This is a genomic window from Streptomyces sp. NPDC058683, from assembly GCF_042716195.1.
GTDB lineage: Bacteria > Actinomycetota > Actinomycetes > Streptomycetales > Streptomycetaceae > Streptomyces.
Window position 1 is genome coordinate 1 of the sequence record NZ_JBHXSK010000051.1, and the last position, 20,587, is coordinate 20,587.

15 protein-coding genes are annotated in these 20,587 nt (G+C 71.3%); 3 read left to right on the forward strand and 12 right to left on the reverse strand.

Annotation, left to right across the window (positions count from 1 at the left end):
• Positions 1-79: 79 nt before the first annotated feature.
• The 6 genes from serA to ACFWXC_RS40890 form a co-directional block, all read right to left on the reverse strand.
• Positions 80-1,669, reverse strand: a complete 1,590-nt coding sequence (serA, locus tag ACFWXC_RS40865; RefSeq protein WP_384487200.1) for a phosphoglycerate dehydrogenase — start codon at positions 1,667-1,669, stop codon at positions 80-82.
• 228 nt (positions 1,670-1,897) lie between these two features.
• Positions 1,898-2,896 carry a ketol-acid reductoisomerase gene (gene ilvC / locus ACFWXC_RS40870; protein WP_384487202.1) on the reverse strand — a complete coding sequence of 333 codons (999 nt, stop codon included), beginning with the start codon at positions 2,894-2,896 and terminating at the stop codon, positions 1,898-1,900.
• A gap of 119 nt (positions 2,897-3,015) precedes the next feature.
• On the reverse strand, positions 3,016-3,540 hold the full coding sequence (gene ilvN, locus ACFWXC_RS40875) for an acetolactate synthase small subunit (protein WP_123973946.1): 525 nt from the start codon (positions 3,538-3,540) through the stop codon (positions 3,016-3,018).
• A 21-nt stretch (positions 3,541-3,561) separates the two neighbouring features.
• Complete coding sequence (locus ACFWXC_RS40880) at positions 3,562-5,412, reverse strand: acetolactate synthase large subunit (RefSeq protein ID WP_384487204.1); 1,851 nt, start codon at positions 5,410-5,412, stop codon at positions 3,562-3,564.
• Between the two features lie 243 nt (positions 5,413-5,655).
• Positions 5,656-8,700: a putative bifunctional diguanylate cyclase/phosphodiesterase gene (locus ACFWXC_RS40885; protein ID WP_384487206.1), complete on the reverse strand. Its 3,045-nt coding sequence runs from the start codon at positions 8,698-8,700 to the stop codon at positions 5,656-5,658.
• Between the two features lie 402 nt (positions 8,701-9,102).
• A complete protein-coding gene (locus tag ACFWXC_RS40890; protein WP_384487208.1) occupies positions 9,103-10,053 on the reverse strand; it encodes a 2-hydroxyacid dehydrogenase in 951 nt (316 codons plus the stop codon).
• 73 nt (positions 10,054-10,126) lie between these two features.
• Between ACFWXC_RS40890 and ACFWXC_RS40895 the strand changes: the two genes are divergently transcribed.
• Both ACFWXC_RS40895 and ACFWXC_RS40900 read left to right on the forward strand, forming a co-directional pair.
• Positions 10,127-11,125 (forward strand): aldo/keto reductase, encoded by a 999-nt coding sequence (locus tag ACFWXC_RS40895; RefSeq protein WP_384487210.1) that lies wholly within the window; start codon positions 10,127-10,129, stop codon positions 11,123-11,125.
• 157 nt (positions 11,126-11,282) lie between these two features.
• A complete protein-coding gene (locus ACFWXC_RS40900) occupies positions 11,283-12,440 on the forward strand; it encodes a PQQ-dependent sugar dehydrogenase (protein ID WP_384487212.1) in 1,158 nt (385 codons plus the stop codon).
• On the opposite strand, the gene ACFWXC_RS40905 is transcribed toward ACFWXC_RS40900, so the two are convergent.
• The 5 genes from ACFWXC_RS40905 to ACFWXC_RS40925 form a co-directional block, all read right to left on the reverse strand.
• A complete protein-coding gene (locus ACFWXC_RS40905) occupies positions 12,428-15,544 on the reverse strand; it encodes an AAA family ATPase (RefSeq protein ID WP_384487337.1) in 3,117 nt (1,038 codons plus the stop codon). The genes ACFWXC_RS40900 and ACFWXC_RS40905 overlap by 13 nt on opposite strands.
• A gap of 326 nt (positions 15,545-15,870) precedes the next feature.
• Positions 15,871-16,062 carry a hypothetical protein gene (locus ACFWXC_RS40910; RefSeq protein WP_384487214.1) on the reverse strand — a complete coding sequence of 64 codons (192 nt, stop codon included), beginning with the start codon at positions 16,060-16,062 and terminating at the stop codon, positions 15,871-15,873.
• A 199-nt stretch (positions 16,063-16,261) separates the two neighbouring features.
• Positions 16,262-16,906: a hypothetical protein gene (locus ACFWXC_RS40915; RefSeq protein ID WP_384487216.1), complete on the reverse strand. Its 645-nt coding sequence runs from the start codon at positions 16,904-16,906 to the stop codon at positions 16,262-16,264.
• Between the two features lie 35 nt (positions 16,907-16,941).
• Positions 16,942-17,517: a GNAT family N-acetyltransferase gene (locus tag ACFWXC_RS40920; protein WP_384487218.1), complete on the reverse strand. Its 576-nt coding sequence runs from the start codon at positions 17,515-17,517 to the stop codon at positions 16,942-16,944.
• Between the two features lie 96 nt (positions 17,518-17,613).
• Positions 17,614-17,937: a hypothetical protein gene (locus ACFWXC_RS40925; protein WP_384487220.1), complete on the reverse strand. Its 324-nt coding sequence runs from the start codon at positions 17,935-17,937 to the stop codon at positions 17,614-17,616.
• 186 nt (positions 17,938-18,123) lie between these two features.
• Here ACFWXC_RS40925 and ACFWXC_RS40930 point away from each other — a divergent pair, with 186 nt between their 5' ends.
• Entirely contained in the window at positions 18,124-18,921 is a 798-nt protein-coding gene (locus ACFWXC_RS40930) for an SAM-dependent methyltransferase (RefSeq protein WP_384487222.1), read from the forward strand.
• A 147-nt stretch (positions 18,922-19,068) separates the two neighbouring features.
• Here ACFWXC_RS40930 and gatB read toward each other — a convergent pair whose 3' ends face one another.
• The gene (gene gatB, locus ACFWXC_RS40935; RefSeq protein ID WP_384487224.1) at positions 19,069-20,583 is read right to left on the reverse strand and encodes an Asp-tRNA(Asn)/Glu-tRNA(Gln) amidotransferase subunit GatB; all 1,515 of its coding nucleotides are present in this window, start codon (positions 20,581-20,583) and stop codon (positions 19,069-19,071) included.
• Positions 20,584-20,587 lie beyond the last annotated feature (4 nt).

Here is a 20,587-nt window from a genome sequence, read left to right on the forward strand (position 1 = left end):
AACTCAGCCCGTCCGGCGTTTGAGGACATGACGCGAGCCTTCCAGCCCACCGAGTCGGGTGGGCGGGTGGGCAAAAAAATCAGACCAGGTTCACCGAACGAGCCGAGGTCGCCCCGATCTCCGCCTCGACCTCGGCCAGCACGCCGGAGGCAACCGTGTCGTCGACGGTCAGCACGGCCAGCGCCTCGCCGCCCGCGATCGACCGGGCGACCTGCATACCGGCGATGTTGATGCCCGCCTCGCCGAGGATGCGGCCGACGGTGCCGACGACGCCCGGCCGGTCCTCGTAGCGCAGCACCAGAAGGTGGTCGGCGATCGCGAGGTCGACGTCGAAGTCGCCGACCGCGACGATCTTCTGGAGGTTCTTCGGGCCGGCCAGCGTGCCGGAGACCGAGACCTCCTCACCGCTGCCGAGGGTGCCGCGCACGGTGACGACGTTACGGTGGTCGGCCGACTCCGAGCTGGTGGTGAGGCGGACCTCGACACCGCGCTCCTGCGCGAACAGCGGGGCGTTGACGTAGGAGACGGTCTCGGCGACGACGTCCTCGAAGACACCCTTGAGCGCGGAGAGCTCCAGCACCTTCACGTCGTGCTGGGTGATCTCGCCGTAGACCTCGACGTCGAGGCGGACCGCGACCTCACCGGCGAGCGCGGTGAAGATACGGCCGAGGCGCTCGGCCAGCGGCAGGCCCGGCTTGACGTCCTCGGCGATGACCCCGCCCTGGACGTTCACCGCGTCCGGGACCAGCTCGCCGGCGAGGGCCAGGCGGACCGACTTGGCGACCGCGATGCCCGCCTTCTCCTGGGCCTCGTCGGTGGAGGCGCCGAGGTGCGGGGTGCAGACGACCTGGTCCAGCTCGAAGAGCGGGGAGTCGGTGCACGGCTCCTTCGTGTACACGTCGAGGCCGGCGCCGGCGACCCGGCCCTCCTTGAGCGCCGCGTACAGCGCCTCCTCGTCGACGATGCCACCGCGCGCGGCGTTGACGATCCGCACCGACGGCTTGACCTTGCGCAGCGCCTCGTCCCCGATCAGACCGACCGTCTCGGGGGTCTTCGGGAGGTGCACGGTGATGAAGTCGGCGACTTCCAGCAACTCGTCCAGCGACAGCACCTTGACGCCCATCTGCGCGGCGCGGGCGGGCTGGATGTAGGGGTCGTAGGCGACGACCTTCATGCCGAAGGCCGACATGCGCTGGGCGACCAGGGCGCCGATGCGGCCGAGACCGACGACACCGAGGGTCTTCTCGGCGAGCTCGACACCCGTGTACTTGCTGCGCTTCCACTCGCCGTTCTTCAGCGCGGAGTTGGCCTGCGGGATGTGGCGGGCGCTGGCGATCAGCAGACCGCAGGCCAGCTCGGCGGCGGTCACGATGTTGGAGGTCGGGGCGTTGACGACCATCACGCCGGCCTTGGTGGCGGCGGAGACGTCGACGTTGTCCAGGCCGACGCCGGCTCGTGCGACGACCTTCAGTTTCTTCGCCGCGGCGATCGCCTCGGCGTCGACCTTGGTGGCGGAGCGGATCAGGATCGCGTCCACGTCGGCGATGGCCGGGAGCAGCTCGGCTCGGTCTGCTCCGTTCGTGTGCCGGATCTCGAAGTCCGGGCCCAGCGCGTCGACGGTGGCGGGCGACAGCTCTTCAGCGATGAGTACGACAGGTTTCGAGCTCACGTGAGTCCTCACATGTCCAATGCGGACGGCCGTCCCGACGGCCGCTGGCGGTGGAGGGGGCTACCGCGTGGAGACGCACGACGCTGTGGGCCTGACGCGTATGTAGTACGGCAGTGTAGTGGCGTGGTGGTGGTCGTCCTGCGCCTCTGCGGAAGGATCACCCGTCCGAGATTCGACGGGGCGGACAACGGGGCCGGGGCGGCTCGCCCCGGCCCTGTCACCTGGGGCTCACGCCTCTTCGTTCACCCAGGACATCAGCTTGCGCAGCTGCTTGCCGGTGGTCTCCAGCAGGTGCTCGGAGTCCTGCTTCTTGTACTCGTTGTACTTCTTCAGACCGCCGTGGTACTCGTCCATCCAGTTGTTGGCGAAGGTGCCGTCCTGGATCTCGGCGAGGATCTGCTTCATCTCGGCCTTGGTGGCGTCGGTGATGATCCGCGGGCCGGTGACGTAGTCGCCCCACTCGGCGGTCTCGGAGACCGACCAGCGCATCTTCTCCAGGCCGCCCTCGTACATGAGGTCCACGATCAGCTTCAGCTCGTGCAGGCACTCGAAGTAGGCGATCTCCGGCTGGTAGCCGGCCTCGACCAGGGTCTCGAAACCGGCCTTGACCAGGGCGGCCGTACCACCGCACAGGACGGCCTGCTCACCGAACAGGTCGGTCTCGGTCTCCTCGGTGAAGGTCGTCTTGATGACGCCGGCGCGGGTGCCGCCGATGCCCTTCGCGTACGACAGGGCCAGCGGGAAGCCGTTGCCGGTGGCGTCCTGCTCGACGGCCACGATGCAGGGCACGCCGCGGCCCTCTTCGTACTGACGGCGCACCAGGTGACCCGGGCCCTTCGGGGCGACCATGCAGACGTCGACGCCGGCCGGGGGCTTGATGAAGCCGAAGCGGATGTTCAGGCCGTGGCCGAAGAACAGCGCGTCGCCGTCGTTCAGGTTCGGGGCGATGGACTCCTCGTAGACCTGGGCCTGGATCGGGTCCGGGACGAGGATCATGATGACGTCGGCCTCGGCGGCGGCCTCGGCCGGGGTCACCACGCGCAGGCCCTGCTCCTCGGCCTTGGCCTTGGACTTGGAGCCCTCGTGCAGACCGACACGGACGTCGACACCGGAGTCACGCAGCGACAGGGCGTGCGCGTGGCCCTGGCTGCCGTAGCCGATGACCGCGACCTTGCGGCCCTGGATGATGGACAGGTCGGCGTCAGCGTCGTAGAACAGCTCGGCCACTTTGGGTTCTCTCCTTGGTGTGCGGATGGTGCGTCCCACCGTATGACGGCGGGCGGAAGGGAAGTCTCGGGGTCTCGGCATACGGGCGGCCGACGGCCGTCGGCCGCCCGTGTCCAGCCTTACGCAGATCGGTCGAGTGCGCGCAGCGACCGGTCGGTGATCGAACGCGCGCCGCGGCCGATCGCGATCGTGCCGGACTGCACCAGCTCCTTGATGCCGAACGGCTCCAGCATCTTGAGCATCGCGGTCAGCTTCTCGCTGCTGCCGGTGGCCTCGACGGTGACGGCCTCCGGGGAGACGTCGACGGTCTTGGCGCGGAACAGCTGGACGATCTCGACGATCTGGGAGCGCGTCTCGTTGTCGGCGCGCACCTTCACCAGAACGAGTTCCCGCTGAACGGCCGAACCCGGCTCCAGTTCGACGATCTTGAGCACTTCGACGAGCTTGTTGAGCTGCTTGGTGACCTGCTCCAGCGGCAGGGCTTCGACACTCACCACGATCGTGATGCGGGAGATGTCGGGGTGCTCGGTGACACCGACGGCCAGCGAGTCGATGTTGAAGCCCCGCCGGGAGAACAGCGCGGCGATCCGGGCGAGGATGCCCGGCTTGTTCTCCACCAGGACGGAGAGCGTGTGCTTGGACATGGTCTTCTACGTCTCTCTCGCTCAGTCGTCTTCGTTGTCGCCGAAGTCGGGGCGGACGTCCCGGGCGGCCATGATCTCGTCGTTGGAGGTGCCGGCGGCGACCATCGGCCACACCATCGCGTCCTCGTGGACGATGAAGTCGACGACGACCGGCCGGTCGTTGATGGAGTTGGCCTCTTCGATGACCTTGTCGAGGTCGTCCGGGGACTCGCAGCGGATCGCGTAGCAGCCCATGGCCTCCGACAGCTTCACGAAGTCGGGCACCCGGGTGCCGCGGGCGTCCGGGTTGACGTCGTCAGGGCCGGAGTGCAGCACGGTGTTGGAGTACCGCTGGTTGTAGAAGAGGGTCTGCCACTGGCGGACCATCCCGAGGGCGCCGTTGTTGATGATGGCGACCTTGATCGGGATGTTGTTCAGGGCGCAGGTGGTCAGTTCCTGGTTGGTCATCTGGAAGCAGCCGTCGCCGTCGATCGCCCAGACGGTCCTCCCGGGCTGGCCGGCCTTGGCGCCCATGGCGGCCGGGACCGCGTAGCCCATGGTTCCGGCGCCGCCGGAGTTCAGCCAGGTGGCGGGCTTCTCGTACTGCACGTAGTGCGCGGCCCACATCTGGTGCTGGCCGACGCCCGCCGCGAAGATCGTGCCCTCCGGGGCGAGCTGCCCGACGCGCTCGATGACCTGCTGCGGGGAGAGCGAGCCGTTGTCGGGCAGGTCGTAGCCCAGCGGGTAGGTCTCGCGCCACCGGTTGAGGTCCTTCCACCAGGCGGCGTAGTCGCCCTGGTGGCCCTCGCTGTGCTCCTTCTGCACCGCCTGGATCAGGTCGGCGATGACCTCGCGGGCGTCACCGACGATCGGCACGTCCGCGGCGCGGTTCTTGCCGATCTCCGCGGGGTCGATGTCGGCGTGGACGATCTTCGCGTGCGGGGCGAAGCTGTCCAGCTTGCCGGTGACGCGGTCGTCGAAGCGGGTACCGAGGGCGACGATCAGGTCGGCCTTCTGCAGCGCGGTGACGGCGGTGACCGCACCGTGCATGCCCGGCATTCCCACGTGCAGCGGGTGGCTGTCGGGGAATGCGCCGAGCGCCATCAGGGTGGTGGTGACGGGCGCTCCGGTGAGTTCGGCGAGGACCTTCAGCTCGGCGGTGGCGCCGGCCTTGATGACCCCGCCGCCGACGTAGAGGACGGGCCGCTTCGCGGAGGTGATCAGCTTGGCACCCTCGCGGATCTGCTTGGCGTGCGGCTTGGTCACCGGGCGGTAGCCCGGCAGATCCATGACCGGCGGCCAGGAGAAGGTGGTCTTCGCCTGGAGGGCGTCCTTGGCGATGTCGACCAGGACCGGCCCAGGGCGGCCGGTGGAGGCGATGTGGAATGCCTGGGCGATGGTCCGCGGGATGTCCTCGGCCTTGGTGACCAGGAAGTTGTGCTTGGTGATCGGCATGGTGATGCCGACGATGTCCGCCTCCTGGAAGGCGTCCGTGCCGATCGAGGAGGACGCGACCTGCCCGGTGATCGCCACGAGCGGCACCGAGTCCATGTGCGCGTCCGCGATCGGCGTCACCAGGTTGGTGGCGCCCGGTCCTGAGGTGGCCATGCAGACGCCGACCTTGCCGGTGGCCTGCGCGTAGCCGGTGGCCGCGTGACCGGCGCCCTGCTCGTGCCGGCACAGGACGTGGCGCACCCGGGTGGAGTCCATCAGCGGGTCGTAGGCCGGCAGGATCGCGCCGCCGGGAATGCCGAATACCGTGTCAGCGCCGACCTCCTCGAGGGAGCGGATGAGGGACTTCGCACCCGTGACGTGCTCGACGGGCGCGGACTGCTGTCCTCCGGAACGGGGCCGCGGCTGCGGATGGTGGGCCCCCGGGGCCTGCTCGGTCATCGGCATTCTCTTCTCGATGCTGAGGGTTTTTGCGAGGTTCGTACGGATTTCTGCCGCCGTACGTCTGGTGCTGGTGCAACAAAAAACCCCTCGTGCCAAAAGGCAAGCGAGGGGAGCGCGCCGGTGTGGTCGCTGGGGATTCCGGATCCTTGTCCGGTGGTTCCCAGCTCAGCCGACGCGCTGTCCAAGTACGAGAATTCGGGTGCGCATGGAACTGACCCTCCCTCTGACGCGCACCACGTGTCAAGTGGGTGGGACGGGAGTCTCATTATGTGAGCGAAGGGCACTGCCGCCTCCGAACACGGCGGTCACCCCTCCGGCGACCGCGGGCACACCACCGGTGTACACCCCCGCGCCCCTCTCCATGGCCCGTTCACCTCCGGCGGCGCCCGCGAAGGCCGGCTCGGCCGGTGCGTGCGGCACCGGATAGTGGCCGGAACCGAGGGCCCGGCGAAGCCGGTACTCGTCCACCGGACCGGAGAAGGCCATGCCCATCCCGTGCGTGCACCCCATCGCGCGCAGCGCCGTGACCTGCTCGGGCAGGTCCACGCCCTCGGCCACCGACTGGAGCCCGAGATCGCCGGCGATCCGCAGCAGCCCGCCGGTGATCTTGTGCAGCCGGGGCGACTCGACGACCCCCTCGACCAGACTGCGGTCGAGCTTGAGCAGGTCGACGGGAAGCTTCCGCAGGGCCGTGATCGCCGCGTAGCCGCTGCCGAAGCCGTCCAGTGCGATCCGGACACCGTGCCGGCTGAGCGCCGTCAGACGCCGCTCCAGCTCGTCCAGCGGAACCCTGGGGTCGGTGTCGGACAGCTCCAGGACCAGCGCCCCCGACGGCAGCCCGTGCCGGGTGAGCAGGGCCTCCACGGAGCCGAGCGGCGAGGACCGGTCGAGCAGCCGCCGGGCACACGTCCGGACGGCGACCGGCACCACGAGCCCGTTGGCGGCCCGCTCGGCGGCCTGTTCGACCGCCTCCTGGAGGATCCAGCGGTCCAGTTCGGCGGTCTTGTCGCTGTCCTCGGCGACCCGCAGGAACTCGGCCGGCGTGAACAGCACCCCCTGCGAGGAGCGCCAGCGCGCCTGTGCGGAGACCGAGTCGATCCGGCCGCTCTCCAGGCACACCACGGGCTGGTGCAGCAGCGCGAACTCACCGTCGTGCAGCGCGGCCCGCAGCCGGGTGGCCAGTTCCGCCTTGCGTACGACGTCCTGCTGCATCTGCGGCTTGTACAGCTCGACGCGGCCCTTCCCGGTCGACTTGGCGCGGTACATCGCCAGGTCGGCGTTGCGCAGCAACTCCCCGGCGCCGAGACCCGGTTCGGCGAAGGCGACACCGATGGACGCGTTGACACGGACATCGTTGCCGTCAATGGCGTACGGCTGCGAGAGGGTCGCCCTGAGGCGGTCGGCGAGCTCCAGGATGTGCCGCTCTCTGGCACTGCGGTCACGGGTGCCGTCACCGACGATCAGCGCCGCGAACTCGTCGCCGCCCAGCCGGGAGGCGGTGTCGCCGTGGCGGACCGCGTCCTGGAGTCTGCGCGCGGCCTGGACGAGCAGTTCGTCGCCGGCCTGGTGCCCGATCGTGTCGTTGACGGCCTTGAACCCGTCCAGGTCGATGAAGAGCACGGCCGTGTTCCGCAGGGCGGGGCCCCGGTCCGAGGAACGGCGGCCGGACAGGGCCTGCTGCACCCGCCGGGTGAACAGGGCCCGGTTGGGCAGGTCGGTGAGCGGGTCGTGCTCGGCGTTGTGCTGGAGCTGCGCCTGCAGCCGCACTCTTTCGGTCACGTCCCGGCTGTTGAAGATGAGGCCGCCGTGGTGCCGGTTGACGGTGGACTCGACGTTGAGCCAGCCGCCGTCGCCGGACCGGAAACGGCACTCGATACGGGTGGTGGACTCCTCCAGGGGGCCGGTGGCGAGGAAGCGGCGCACCTCGTGCACCACGCAGCCCAGGTCCTCCGGGTGGATGAGGTTGCCCAGTTCGGAGCCGACCAGCTCCTCGGCGGGCCGTCCGTAGACCCCGGCGGCGGCCGGGGAGACGTACCGGAGGATGCCGTTGGGTGCGGCGATCATGATGACGTCGCTGGAGCCCTGCACCAGGGAGCGGAAGTGGTTCTCCTGATGCGCCAGTTCCTGGGTGAGGGTGATGTTGTCGAGCAGCATGATGCCCTGGCGCACCACGAGCGCGAGGACCACGCAGCCGGCGGTGATCAGGACGACATGGTCCGGGCTGCGGCCGTTGAGCACGTTGTAGAGGATTCCCAGCGTGCACACGGCGGCGGCCAGGTAGGGGGTGAGCGCGGCCAGCGAGCCGGCCAGGGGGCGGCCCGCCGGGTACCGGCCGGGCTCGCCGCCCGGCGCGGACGCGGACGCCTGCCTGGGCGCCGTGGCCCGTCCGCCGGGCACGTGCTCGTGGACCACGCGGGTGTGCCCCTCGGGCTCCCCCGCCGGCCGGGGCGCGGCCCAGGGCGCGTACGCCAGCAGCAGCGAGCCGGCGAACCAGCCCGCGTCCAGCAACTGGCCGGAGCGGTAGCTGCTGTGCAGCAGCGGCGAGGTGAACAGGGCGTCGCACATCACGGTCAGGGCGAGCGCGCCGATCGCGGTGTTCACCGCGGTGCGGTTGCCCGGCGAGCGCCGGAAGTGCAGCGCTAGCACCATGCTGACCAGGGCGATGTCCAGCAGCGGATACGCCAGCGAGAGCGCGGTGTGCGCGACGCTGGGCCCGTCGAGCCGGGCGGCCTGGGCGAGCGCGAGGCTCCACGACAGGGTGAGCAGCGAGCCGCCGATCAGCCAGGCGTCCAGCCCCAGGCAGATCCAGCCGGCCTTGGTCATCGGCCGCTTGGCCAGTACCAGCAGACCGACGATGGCGGGCGGCGCGAAGCACAGGAAGAACAGGTCGGCGTAGCTGGGGCTCGGCACGGGCCGCTGGAGCACGACCTCGTACCACCCCCAGACCGCGTTGCCCAGGGCCGCCATCGCCGAGGAGAGGGCGAACAGCAGCCACGCGGGACGAAAGCGGACCCGCGGGGAGCGGGCGTAGCAGAAGCACGACACGGCGGCGGTGCCGGCGGCCGCGGTCAGACCGAAGTCACCCATGAACAGGGCGATTTGGTGCGAGCCCCAGTCGAACGCGGAACCGACGGCGTATCCCGCGCAGATCAGGGCCAGGACGAGTTGGCGGACCACGCCGGTCCCGCCGCCGGTGGCCGGCGGCCGGGAGTGCGGCATCCCCGCCGGAGGCTGTGCCCGCAGCGCTCCGGGGAGGGTGGTCGTCACAGGCGTCGGCGCTGTCACCGGATGCTCCCGGTCCGCGCCGCTCCCGGGTCCCTCGGGTCCCGGTGCGCTGGGTGAGCGTGCCTCCTGCGTCCGCTGTGACTGCGGTGGTGGTGATGGCTGGTGTGGTGGCCGCGTCTGCGCGCAGCTGTGCGCCAGGGTCGCCGCCGGCGGCTCCGCCGCGTCGGATCGTTCGTCCATAGGCCGTGCATCGCCCGTCGCCCCCCTCACAAATCTGAAATGTCCATCCCCGGCGCCGAACGGTGCGCGGCGCAGCCCCTGTCGGGACGATACACCAGTCTCGTCACTCAGGGACATAGCTTCTCTACGCTCCGTGACGACCAGCGGCTATACGCATACACACCGCGCCCGGAAGGTCGCGGACCGTACCGGAAGCGGATTACACGCGTGTTGCTGCGATTGTCAGTTGTCGGTGGATCCCGTCGTAAGGATCACGTTTCGCAACGGCTCCCGGTTCACGAAACGGTTCAACTGCTCGACGACGACCCGCTTGGCGCGCGGCAGGAAGGCCGAGGTGGGGCCGCCGACATGAGGGCTGATCAGCACTCCGGGCGCCTGCCACAAGGGATGTCCGGCCGGCAGCGGCTCGGGATCGGTGACGTCCAGGGCGGCGGTGAGGCGGCCGCTCTCCAGCTCGGCGAGGAGCGCCTTGGTGTCGACGACGGCCCCGCGCGCGATGTTCACGAGCAGTGCGCCGTCCTTCATCCGCGCGAGGAACTCCTCGTTGACCAGGCCACGCGTGGTGTCCGTGAGGGGCGTGGCGAGGATGACGACATCGGCTTCCGGAAGCAGTTGCGGCAGTTCGGTGAGCGGATGCACGGGACCGCGCGCCGAGGCGCGCCCGGAGCGCGCGACGCGCGCCACCCGCGCAACCTCGAACGGCACGAGCCGGTCCTCGATGGCCGAGCCGATGGCGCCGTAGCCGACGATGAGGACGGTCTTGTCGGCGAGGGCGGGGTGGAAGCCGCTCTGCCAGTGCTCCTGTTGCTGGGCGCGCACGAACCCCGGGACACCGCGCAGGGACGCCAGGGTCAGGGTGAGCGCGAGCTCGGCGGTGCTCGCCTCGTGCACCCCGCGCGCGTTGCACAGTGCCACGCCGGGGACGATGCGGTCGAGGGCCGCGATCATGTCGTCGACACCGGCGGTGAGGGTCTGGATCAGCCGGACGTTCCGCATCCGCTCCAGCGGCAGCACCTTCACGTTCTGCCGCTTCATGTAGGGGACGACATACACGGCGCAGTCGGCGGGATCGCCGGGAAAGTCCTGGTCCCCGTCCCAGAAGAGGTAATTGAGCCCGTCCGGGAGCCCCTGGAACTCCTTCAGCGGGATGGGGAGCCATGCGTCTTGGGTCATGTCAGGAGGCTATGTCAGGGACGTGTGGGCGCAGAGGTTAGGTTGGGGGCTCTAGAAGGAGGTTCACGGGCTGGTGGAGCGCAGGACGATCGGCGCGGGGGCGCTCGCGGTGGGGGCCGTCGGACTCGGGTGCATGCCGATGAGCTGGGCCTACAGCGGGTCGCGGCAACGCGGTGACGAGTCGGTGAGAGCGGTGCACCGGGCACTGGACCTGGGCGTGACGCTGCTGGACACCGCGGACATGTACGGCCCGTTCACCAATGAGCTGCTGCTGGGGCGGGTGCTCAAGGAGCGGCGGGCCGAGGCCTTCGTGTCGACCAAGGTGGGTCTGCTGGTCGGCGACCAGCACATCGTGGCGAACGGCCGGCCCGGCTATGTGAGGCGCGCCTGCGACGCGTCCCTGCGGCGGCTCCAGACCGACGTCATCGACCTCTACCAACTGCACCGCGCCGATCCCGAGGTCCCCGTCGAGGAGACCTGGGGCGCGATGGCAGAGCTGGTGCAGGCGGGGAAGGTGCGCGCGCTGGGGCTGTGCGCCCTGGGGGCGCGCGGGGGGCGCAGGTCCGGCGCGCGGCTGCATGACGCGACCCTGCGCCAGTTGCGGCGGGTGCAGCAGGTGTTTCCGGTGAGCGCCGTGCAGGCGGAGCTGTCGGTGTGGTCGCCGGAGGCGCTGGAGGCGCTGCTGCCGTGGTGCGAGGCGCGGGGCGTGGGTTTCCTGGCGGCGATGCCGCTGGGCAACGGCTTCCTCACCGGCACGCTCACGCCGGGCGAGGGGTTCGAGCCCGACGATCTGCGGGCGCGGCACCCTCGCTTCACCGCGGAGATGATGGCGGCGAACCAGCCGATCGTGGCGGGGCTGCGGCGGGTCGCCCGGCGGCACGGGGAGGAGGTCACCGCGGCTCAGGTGGCGCTGGCGTGGGTGCTGTCGCGGGGGCGGCATGTGGTGCCGGTGCCGGGGGCGAAGCGGGGCCGCTGGGCGGCGGAGAACGCGGGGGCGGTGGAGGTGCGGCTGACTGCGGAGGATCTGGCGGAGCTGGGCGGGCTGCCTGCCGCGCAGGGCTCGTGGGACTAGCACGACGTTTGCGGTGATCCGCCGGTGGTCTTCCTGCGGGACCGTCGGGGCTGGTCGCGCAGTTCCCCGCGCCCCTGTGGGGCGCGTTGTACTAACGTCGTTCGGAGGAGCCGAGGCTGCCATTTCGAAGGGGACCGGGATCGTGCAACGTCGAGGTGTGGCCGCCGTGTTGGCCGTGGCCGGAGTCCTGGTGGTGGCCGGGTGTTCCTCCGGGGACAGTGGTGGGGGTCTTCCCACGCCGTCCTTGGCCGGGGGGTCGGCGGCGAGTTCCGCCGGGTCCGCCGCGTCCGCCGGGGCGAGTGAGCCGGCCGCGCCCGCCAAGGGGTCGGTGAAGGTGGTGCGCACGGTCGCCGAGGGGCTGAAGTCACCGTGGGGGCTCGCGCCGCTGCCGGACGGTGCCGGGCTGCTCGTCTCCGACCGCGACGACGGGACGATCATCAAGGTCGACGAGAAGACCGGGAAGAAGACCGAGCTGGGCACCGTCTCCGGGGTGTCCGCGGCCGGTGAGGGCGGTCTGCTGGGCATCGCCCTCTCCCCCGGCTTCGCCTCGGACCACATGATCTACGCGTACTTCACCTCGGCCTCCGACAACCGCATCGTGCGCATGCTCTGGGACGAGAGCAAGCCGGCCGGGGAGCAACTGGGCGCCCCCGACACGATCTTCAAGGGCATCCCCAAGGGGTTCATCCACAACGGCGGCCGGATCGCCTTCGGCCCGGACGGCATGCTCTACGCCGGCACCGGCGAGAGCGGGCAGCGCGGCCTCGCCCAGGACAAGGACTCCCTCGGCGGCAAGATCCTGCGGCTCACCCCGGAGGGCGAACCGGCCCCCGGCAACCCCTTCCCCGACTCTCCCGTCTACACCTACGGCCACCGCAATGTGCAGGGCCTGGCCTGGGACGACGACCAGCGGCTGTTCGCCTCGGAGTTCGGCCAGGACACCTGGGACGAGCTGAACGCCATCAAGCCCGGCGGCGACTACGGCTGGCCGAACGCGGAGGGCCGGTCCTCCGACGCCAAGTACGTGAACCCGATCGCCCAGTGGCACACCGACGACGCCTCCCCCAGCGGCATCGCCTATGTCGACGGCGTGATCTGGATGGCCGGGCTCAAGGGCCAGCGGCTGTGGCGCATCCCGCTGAAGGGCACCGTCGCGGGCGCCGAACCCCAGGCCTTCCTCAAGGGCGAGTACGGCCGCCTGCGCACCGTCGTCGCGGCGGGCGGCGACAAGGTGTGGCTGGTGACCAGCAACACCGACGGGCGCGGGAAGCCGAAGCCGGGCGACGACCGGATCCTGGAGCTTCAGGTGCGCTGACCGGCGGTGGCGCCGCGGTCGGTGCGGCCGGTACCGCCGTTGCCGTCCGTGCGATCGGTGCGGTCCGGGCGATCGGTGCGGTCCGGGCGGTCGGCCGGGAACAGGTCCAGGCGGTGGGCCACCGCCGCCGCCTCTCCCCGCCCCGAGACGCCGAGCTTGCCCAGGATGTTGGAGACGTGGACGCTGGCGGTCTTCGGGGAGATGAAGAGCTCCTCGGCTATCTGGCGGTTGGTACGGCCCGCCGAGACCAGCCGCAGGACGTCCCGCTCCCGGCTGGTGAGGCCGAGGCTCTCGGCGGGGTCCAGGGACCGGCGCGGGCTGCCGGTGGTGAGGCTGAGACGGGCACGCTGGGCGAGCAGGGTGACGGCCTCGGCGAGCGGGCGGGCGCCCAGGTGGCCGGCGACCGCCCCGGCCAGCCGGAGCAGTTCGGTCGCGCGGTCGCGCTCGTCGTCGCCGGGCGCCTCTTCGAGCAGGACCTGGGCGAGGCGGCGGCGGACCCGGGCGAGGTCGTAGGGACGGTCCAGGCGCTCGAAGTCGGTGACCACGTCCGACCAGACCGCGGCGGTGTCGGTGCCCCGGGCGCGGTGCAGTTCGGCGCGGGTCCAGCGTTCGTACGCCAGCCAGAGAGGCGCCCCGGTGGTGAGCTTGCGGACGACCTCGGTGAGCCGGTCGAGGAACTCGGCACGGCCGTCGGCCACCGCGGGACGGGCGCGGGCGTCGGCCTCGGCAGCGGCCGCGGCCAGCAGCAGGGGCCAGCCGTAGTGCTGGGTGCCGGGCGGGAAGCCGCGCTCCAGGGCGCGGTCCAGCTCGGCGCGGACGTCGAGGAACCGGCCCTCGTCGGCGGCGACACCGACCGCGATCCGGGCGACGGGCAGCAACGCCTGGGGCATCGGATCGTGGGTGCCGTAGTGCTCGTGGGCGATGGCCAGTTGGCGGGCGGCCTCGGCGGTGTCCCCCCGGGCGAGGGCGATATGGGCGAGCCGCAGGGCGCCGGCGCCCCGGGGCTTGGCGCTGGCCGCGGAGCCGAGGGCGCCCGCCGCGGCTTCGGCGGCCTCGTCCCACTGGCCGAGCGCGTACAGCGAGTCGGAGAGGTTGCCCCAGATCCACACCTCGGAGTCCAGCAGGCCGTGCCGGCGGGCGAAGGCGAGGCCCTCCCGCAGGATGGGCACCGCCTCCCGGGAACGGCCGACCGAGTCCAGCTCGGAGGGCAGGTTCACATAGGCGCGCCCCGCGACACGCGACATGCCCTCCTGAAGGGCGGTGTCCTTGACCCGGAGCAGCTCCGCCATCCCGTTCTCGACATCACCCGCGTTGACCATGAGGCAGCCCACGGTGATGCGGGCGTTGAGCTCGATCTCCCGGGCGCCCACCATCCGCGCGTACTCCACGGCCCGCTCGGCGGCGGCGAAGGCCTCGGGGCCTGGTTCGTGGAGCATGCACCAGTTGGCGACGTTGGCCAGCACATCGGCGTGCACCTCCGAGGGCGGCAGGCCGCGCACCAGTTCCTGGGCGGTGCCGAGCTCCTGCCAGCCGTCGCCCCGGGCCAGGTCCTGGACCAGGCGGGAGCGCTGCACCCAGAACCAGGCCGCGCGCAGCGGATCCCCCTCGTCCTCGACCATCCGCAGCGCCCTCTTGGTGATCTTCAGGGCGCGTTCGCGCTCCCCGCAGAAGCGGCCCGCGACCGCCGCCTCCGCCATCAGGTCGAGATAGCGCAGCGGTGTGGTGGCCGGATCGCAGCCGCAGGGCGGGTAGACGTCGGTGTAGTCGACGGGGCGCAGGGCGGCGCGGATCTCCTCGGGGGCCGGGTCCCACAGCTCCATCGCCCGCTCCAGGAGCCGCAGTTGCTCGCTGTAGGCGTGCCGGCGGCGGGCCACGACGGAGGCGCCGAGGACGGCGGGCAGGGCCTTGGCCGGGTCGTGCGCCTGGTACCAGTAGCTGGCCAGCCGGGTCACCCGCGCGTCGGCCGGCACCAGCCCCGGGTCGGACTCCAGGGCCTCGGCGTAGCGCCGGTTGAGCCGGGAGCGTTCGCCGGGGAGCAGGTCGTCGGCGACGGCCTCGCGGACCAGGGAGTGCCGGAAGCGGTAGCCGTCGCCGGCGGGCGTGGCGGTGAGGATGTTGGCGCCGACGGCGGCCCGCAGCGCCTCGATGAGGTCGTCCTCGGCGAGCTGGGCGACGGCGGCGAGGAGCCGGTACTCGACGGTGGAGCCGCCCTCGGCGACGATCCGGGCGACCCGTTGGGCGCTCTCGGACAGCGCCTCGACCCGCACCAGCAGCAGATCGCGCAGGGTGTCGGTGAGTCCGGTGCAGCAGCCCTCGGCCCAGGCGACGGCGAGCTCCTCGACGAAGAAGGCGTTGCCGTCGGAGCGTTCGAAGATCTCGTCGACCTGGGCGGGGTCGGGTTCGGCGGCGAGGATGCCGGCGATCTGGCGGCCGACCTCCTCCCGGTTGAAACGGGCGAGTTCGACCCGGCGGACGGTGCGCAGCCGGTCGAGTTCGGCGAGGAGCGGGCGCATCGGGTGGCGGCGGTGGATGTCGTCGGAGCGGTAGGTGGCGAGGACGACGAGCCGGCCGGTGCGCAGGGTGCGCAGCAGGTAGGAGAGGAGGTGGCGGGTGGAGGCGTCGGCCCAGTGCAGGTCCTCCAGGGCGACGACCACCGTGCGCTCGGCGGCGACCCGTTCCAGCAGCCGTGCGGTGAGCTCGAAGAGGCGGGCCATGCCCTGCTCGTCGTGGCGGCTGGAGGATGCCTCGCCGAACTCCGGCAGCAGCCGGGCCAGCTCGTCCTCCTGCCCGGCGGCGGCCGCGGCCAGTTCGTCGGGCAGCGCGGCCCGCAGCGCGCGCAGCGCGGTGGAGAAGGGGGCGAACGGCAGCCCGTCGGCGCCGATCTCCACGCAGCCGCCGAGCGCGACGACCGCACCCCGGCGGCAGGCGGCCGCGGCGAACTCCTCGACCAGCCGGGTCTTGCCGACCCCGGCCTCACCGCCGAGCAGCAGCGCCTGCGGCTCGGCGGCCTCGGCACGGGCCAGCGCGTCGTTCAGCGTCCCCAACTCGTCGCTGCGGCCTACGAACACGGGACTCACGGACCTGGTTTCCACAGGCCAGAGCATCGCATGCGGCTCGGAGCGGACGGCAGCGGTTTTCCACAGCCCCGGTGCGCTTGTCATACGACCCCACGGTGAGTCGCCCACCGATGAACGCCTCGACGGCGCACCCCCCACCGGCGTCCCGCCCACCGGCACACGCCCCATCGGCCCACCACTCACCGGCACACGACCCGACGGTGTACAAGCCGACGGCAGTCCCGGAGACCGGTGGCCAACCCCCGTACGGCCACCGGTCTCCGGGCCCTCGGCCAGGCCCCCGGCCCGGTTCTGGGCCGGACCCCCGGCCGGGTCCTCGGTCGCCGGGCGGGCAGTGCCGCCCGGCCCCCTGTTCACACCGTGCCCGGGAGCCGACTTCGGCTGCGGCGGCCGGTATGGACTTCTTCGGGCACGGCGGCCTGGCGGGCAGCCTCCTCGCGGCGCGCGGCCCGGCGGGAGCGGACGACCTCGCGGACCAGACGGGCGTCGTCGGCCTGCCGGCGAAGTTCGGCGGCACGGATCTCGTGGAGTTCGAGCTCGAACATGGCGGTTCCCCTGGTGAGTGACGGTGGTTGGGCTTCGCTTCTCGCGATGCCTCCACCTTCGTCTCCCAGGGGGGGTCCGCCGCATCGGGAGAGTTCCGCATCTTCGGACGGCCGCCGGACCCCGGACGCGCGTAAGGGGCCTCAGGTCGCCCGTAAGGTGCTTACGGACGTCCTAAGGCCCCTTCTGACCTGGGCTGTCTCAGCTGGTCGAGGGCAGTCCGAGCAGCGCGTCGGAGTACTTGAGGACGGCCAGCAGCAGGCCGATGACACCGAGGGCGACACCCGCCCAGGCGACCGACTTGATCCACGGCGCCTGCGGCCTGCCGGGGGCGCCGAAGGCGGGGCGGGCGAGCACCACGACGCCGGTGATCAGCGCCACCAGCGCGAACCCGCCGGCCCACAGCGCGGTGGTCTGCCAGGCATCGCCGTAGACCTCCTTGACCTGCGTGGCGACGCTCGCGGTCGACGAGGTCTGGAGCTGGCCGACGAGGGTCTCGCGGGCGGCGGCCACCGTACCGATCCAGCCACCCGTGAGGGAGACCAGGCCGAGCACGACGGAGACGACGGCGGCGGCGCCCAGGCCGACCCCGGACGGGCCCTCGGCCTCGGTCTCGGCCAGCTCTCCGTCAAGGTCGGCGTCGTCCTCCAGGTCCTCCGCGTCGAGGTCGGCGTCCGTGCCGTCGGCGGCCTCGGTCCCGGCGGCCGCCGCCTCCGGCTCGGCACCGGCCTCGGTCCCGGCCTCCGTCACGTCGTCGGCGTTCTTGGTGACGCTCACCTTCTCCTCGTCGGTCGTGGCCTCGGTGCCCGTCTCGGCACCGGTCTCGTCAGCTGTCTTGGTTCCCATGTCCGGCACCGTACGGATCCTGTCTGAGAGGTCTCTTAATGATCGTTCTCTACGGCACGCGCGCGTGCTTCACGCCACTCCGGGGCGAGGATCGACCACACCTCCAGGTCGTGCCGTAGGCCACCATAGGGGTGCGCCTGGCGGTGTACGCCATCGCGGGTCATCCCCAGCCGCCGGGCCACGTTCAGACTGGGCTGGTTGCCCGAGGCGGCGACCCACTCGATCCGGTGGATGCCGCGCTGCTCGACCGCGAAGTCGATCAGTACCCGCATCGCACGCGTGACCAGTCCGCGTCCGGTGCCGGCCGGCTCCAGCCAGCAGCCGACCTCGCAGTTCCCCTGTTCCGCGTCGAAGTTCAGGAAGAGCACCCCGCCGACGAGCGTGCCGTTCAGCCACAGGCCGTGCAGCGAGCCGGTGTCGGCGGCGCGCAGGTCGGCGTACCGCTGGAGCATCGCCCGCGCGGAGGGTACATCCCTCTCTTTGGAGCCGAAGGCGATGAACCGTCCGATGAACTCCCGCCCGCGTTCCAGGTGGGCCAGGAACTCCTCGGCGTGCCAGGGCTCCAGCGGACGCAGTTCGGCGCCGTCGTCACCCAGGGATATCGCGTACATCGTGCTTCTCCAGTTCCACCACGTCTTCGACCAGCACGTCGAGCCTCTCACGCGCGGCGGTTGGCGCGGCCCGGCAGACGCACCGGGGCGGGCACGTCAGTCGAACTGGTCGCCGAGAGCCATGACCATGACCCCCAGGATCATCAGCCAGAGGGCTCTGCGGGTACGGCCCCGGGCCCCGAGCGCCCCCGCGGCCACACACACGGCGGAGCCCGCCGCATAGGCGGCCGGGACCAGTGCGGGTACGCCGCCGCCCAGTCTCATCAGGGAGGCGGTCAGGCCCATCAGGGTCAGCAGGGCCCCGGTCACGGTGGCGGTCCAGCGGGCCCGACGGGCGTCCTCGTAGGGATCCTCGTCGTCCTCCGCGGCCTCCACCTCGGTTATCTCGGGTTCGGCGTCGGATTCCGCGTGTCCGGTCATGGCGGGCGAGCGTACTGTCCGCACCTGAGGAAACCTGCTGCGAATGATGTCGACAACTGCTAGCTTCCGCGGGTCAGCCTTGATCGGCCCCTCGCCGACGACCGAAGCGGGTGCATTGTTTGCCGGTCCGAATGAGCTCCTACGCATCGCCTTCCACTACGAAGATCACAAGGAGCCCGTTCACCCATGTCCGACACCAGGACCGGGGGCGACCGCCTCACTGACCGCCTGACCCACCCCCGTTACCCGCTCAGCAACGCCTACGACCCCCGCTGGGTGGTCGACAACCAGATGGGCCCGCACGCCCTGTGGCTGCTGGAATGGCTGGCCCCCGCCCTGGGCCTGGACACCCTGCGCCCCTGCGCACGCGTGCTCGACCTCGGCTGCGGCCGGGCGATGACGTCGGTCTTCCTGGCCCGGGAGTTCCATGCCCAGGTCACCGCCGCCGACCTCTGGATCAAGGCCGACGACAACGCCCGGCGCATCGCGGAGGCCGGGTTCGCCGACCGGGTGCAGCCCGTGCACGCCGAGGCGCATGACCTGCCGTTCGCCGAGGGCGGCTTCGACGCGATCGTGAGCATCGACGCCTACCAGTACTTCGGCACCGACGACCTCTATCTCCCCACCCTCGCCCGCCTGTTGCGGCCCGGTGGCCGGATCGGTGTGGTCGTACCGGCGCTGCGGGAGGAACCCGCGGGTGCCGAGCCGCCGGAGCACCTCAGGCCCTGGTGGGAGCCCGACTACTGGTGCTTCCACTCGGCCGACTGGTGGCGCCGGCACTGGACCCGCAGCGGGGCGGTCGAGGTCGAGGCCGCCGACTGGCAGCCGGACGGCTGGCGGGACTGGCTGCTGTGGTGCGAGGTGGTCGCCGAGGAGAGCCCGGAGGAGTTCCATCGCACGATGGCCCGCCAGGTCGCCGAGATGCTCCGCGCCGACGAGGGCCGCGCCCTGGGATTCGTCCGCGTGGTCGCGCGCCGCAGGTAGGCGTACGGCCCGCGTCGCAGGTAGGCGTACGGCCCGCGTCGCAGGTAGGCGTACGGCCCGCGTCGCAGGTAGGCGTACGGCCCGCGTCGCAGGTAGCCGTACGGCCCCGGAGGCATCGCCTCCGGGGCCGTACCGCCGTCCGTGGGCTCAGCCCTCGCTGACGCCCAGCCGCTCCAGGATCAGCTCCTTGACGCGGGCCGCGTCGGCCTGGCCGCGGGTCGCCTTCATGACCGCGCCGACCAGGGCACCGGCCGCGGCCACCTTGCCGCCGCGGATCTTGTCGGCGATGCCCGGGTTGCCGTCGATGGCCTCGTCGACCGCCGTACCAAGCGCCGAGTCGTCGGAGACGACCTTCAGACCGCGCTTGTCGACGACCTCGTCCGGGGTGCCCTCGCCCGCGAGGACGCCCTCGATGACCTGGCGGGCCAGCTTGTCGTTCAGGTCACCGGAGTTGACCAGCGCGGTGACCCGGGCGACCTGCTCCGGGGCGATCTCCAGCTCGTCCAGCGCCTTGCCCGACTCGTTGGCGCTGCGCGCCAGTTCGCCCATCCACCACTTGCGGGCGGAGGCCGCGTCGGATCCGGCGTCGATGGTGGCGACGATCAGGTCCAGCGCGGCGGCGTTGATGATCGCCTGCATCTCCACCGCGGAGATGCCCCACTCGGTGAGCAGCCGGTTGCGGCGGGCCAGCGGCATCTCCGGGAGCGCGGCGCGGATCTCCTCGACCCACGCGCGGGACGGGGCGACCGGGACCAGGTCCGGCTCCGGGAAGTACCGGTAGTCCTCGGCCTCCTCCTTCACGCGGCCCGAGGTCGTGGACCCGGTGTCCTCGTGGAAGTGCCGGGTCTCCTGGATGATCGTGCCGCCGCCGCTCAGCACGGCCGCGTGCCGCATGATCTCGAAGCGGGCCGCACGCTCCACGGACCGCAGCGAGTTGACGTTCTTCGTCTCGGAGCGGGTGCCGAACTTCTCACGGCCGTGCGGGCGCAGCGACAGGTTCACGTCGCAGCGCATCTGGCCCATCTCCATGCGGGCTTCCGAGACGCCGAGCGCCTTGATGACCTCGCGCAGCTCACGGACGTACGCCCGCGCGACCTCGGGAGCACGCTCGCCGGCGCCCTCGATCGGCTTGGTGACGATCTCGATGAGCGGGATGCCCGCGCGGTTGTAGTCGAGCAGCGAGTGCGAGGCGCCGTGGATACGGCCGGTCGCACCGCCCACGTGGGTGGACTTGCCGGTGTCCTCCTCCATGTGGGCGCGCTCGATCTGCACGCGGAAGGTCTCGCCGTCCTCCAGCTGCACGTCGAGGTAGCCGTTGAAGGCGATCGGCTCGTCGTACTGGGAGGTCTGGAAGTTCTTCGGCATGTCCGGATAGAAGTAGTTCTTCCGGGCGAAGCGGCACCACTCGGCGATCTCGCAGTTCAGCGCGAGACCGATCTTGATGGCCGACTCGATGCCGATCGCGTTGACGACCGGGAGCGCGCCGGGCATGCCGAGGCAGGTCGGGCAGGTCTGCGAGTTGGGCTCGGCGCCCAGCTCGGTCGAACAGCCGCAGAACATCTTGGTCTTGGTGCCGAGTTCGACATGGACCTCAAGGCCCATGACGGGGTCGTACGACGCCAGCGCGTCCTCGTACGACACCAGGTCGGTCGTGGTGGTCACGGTG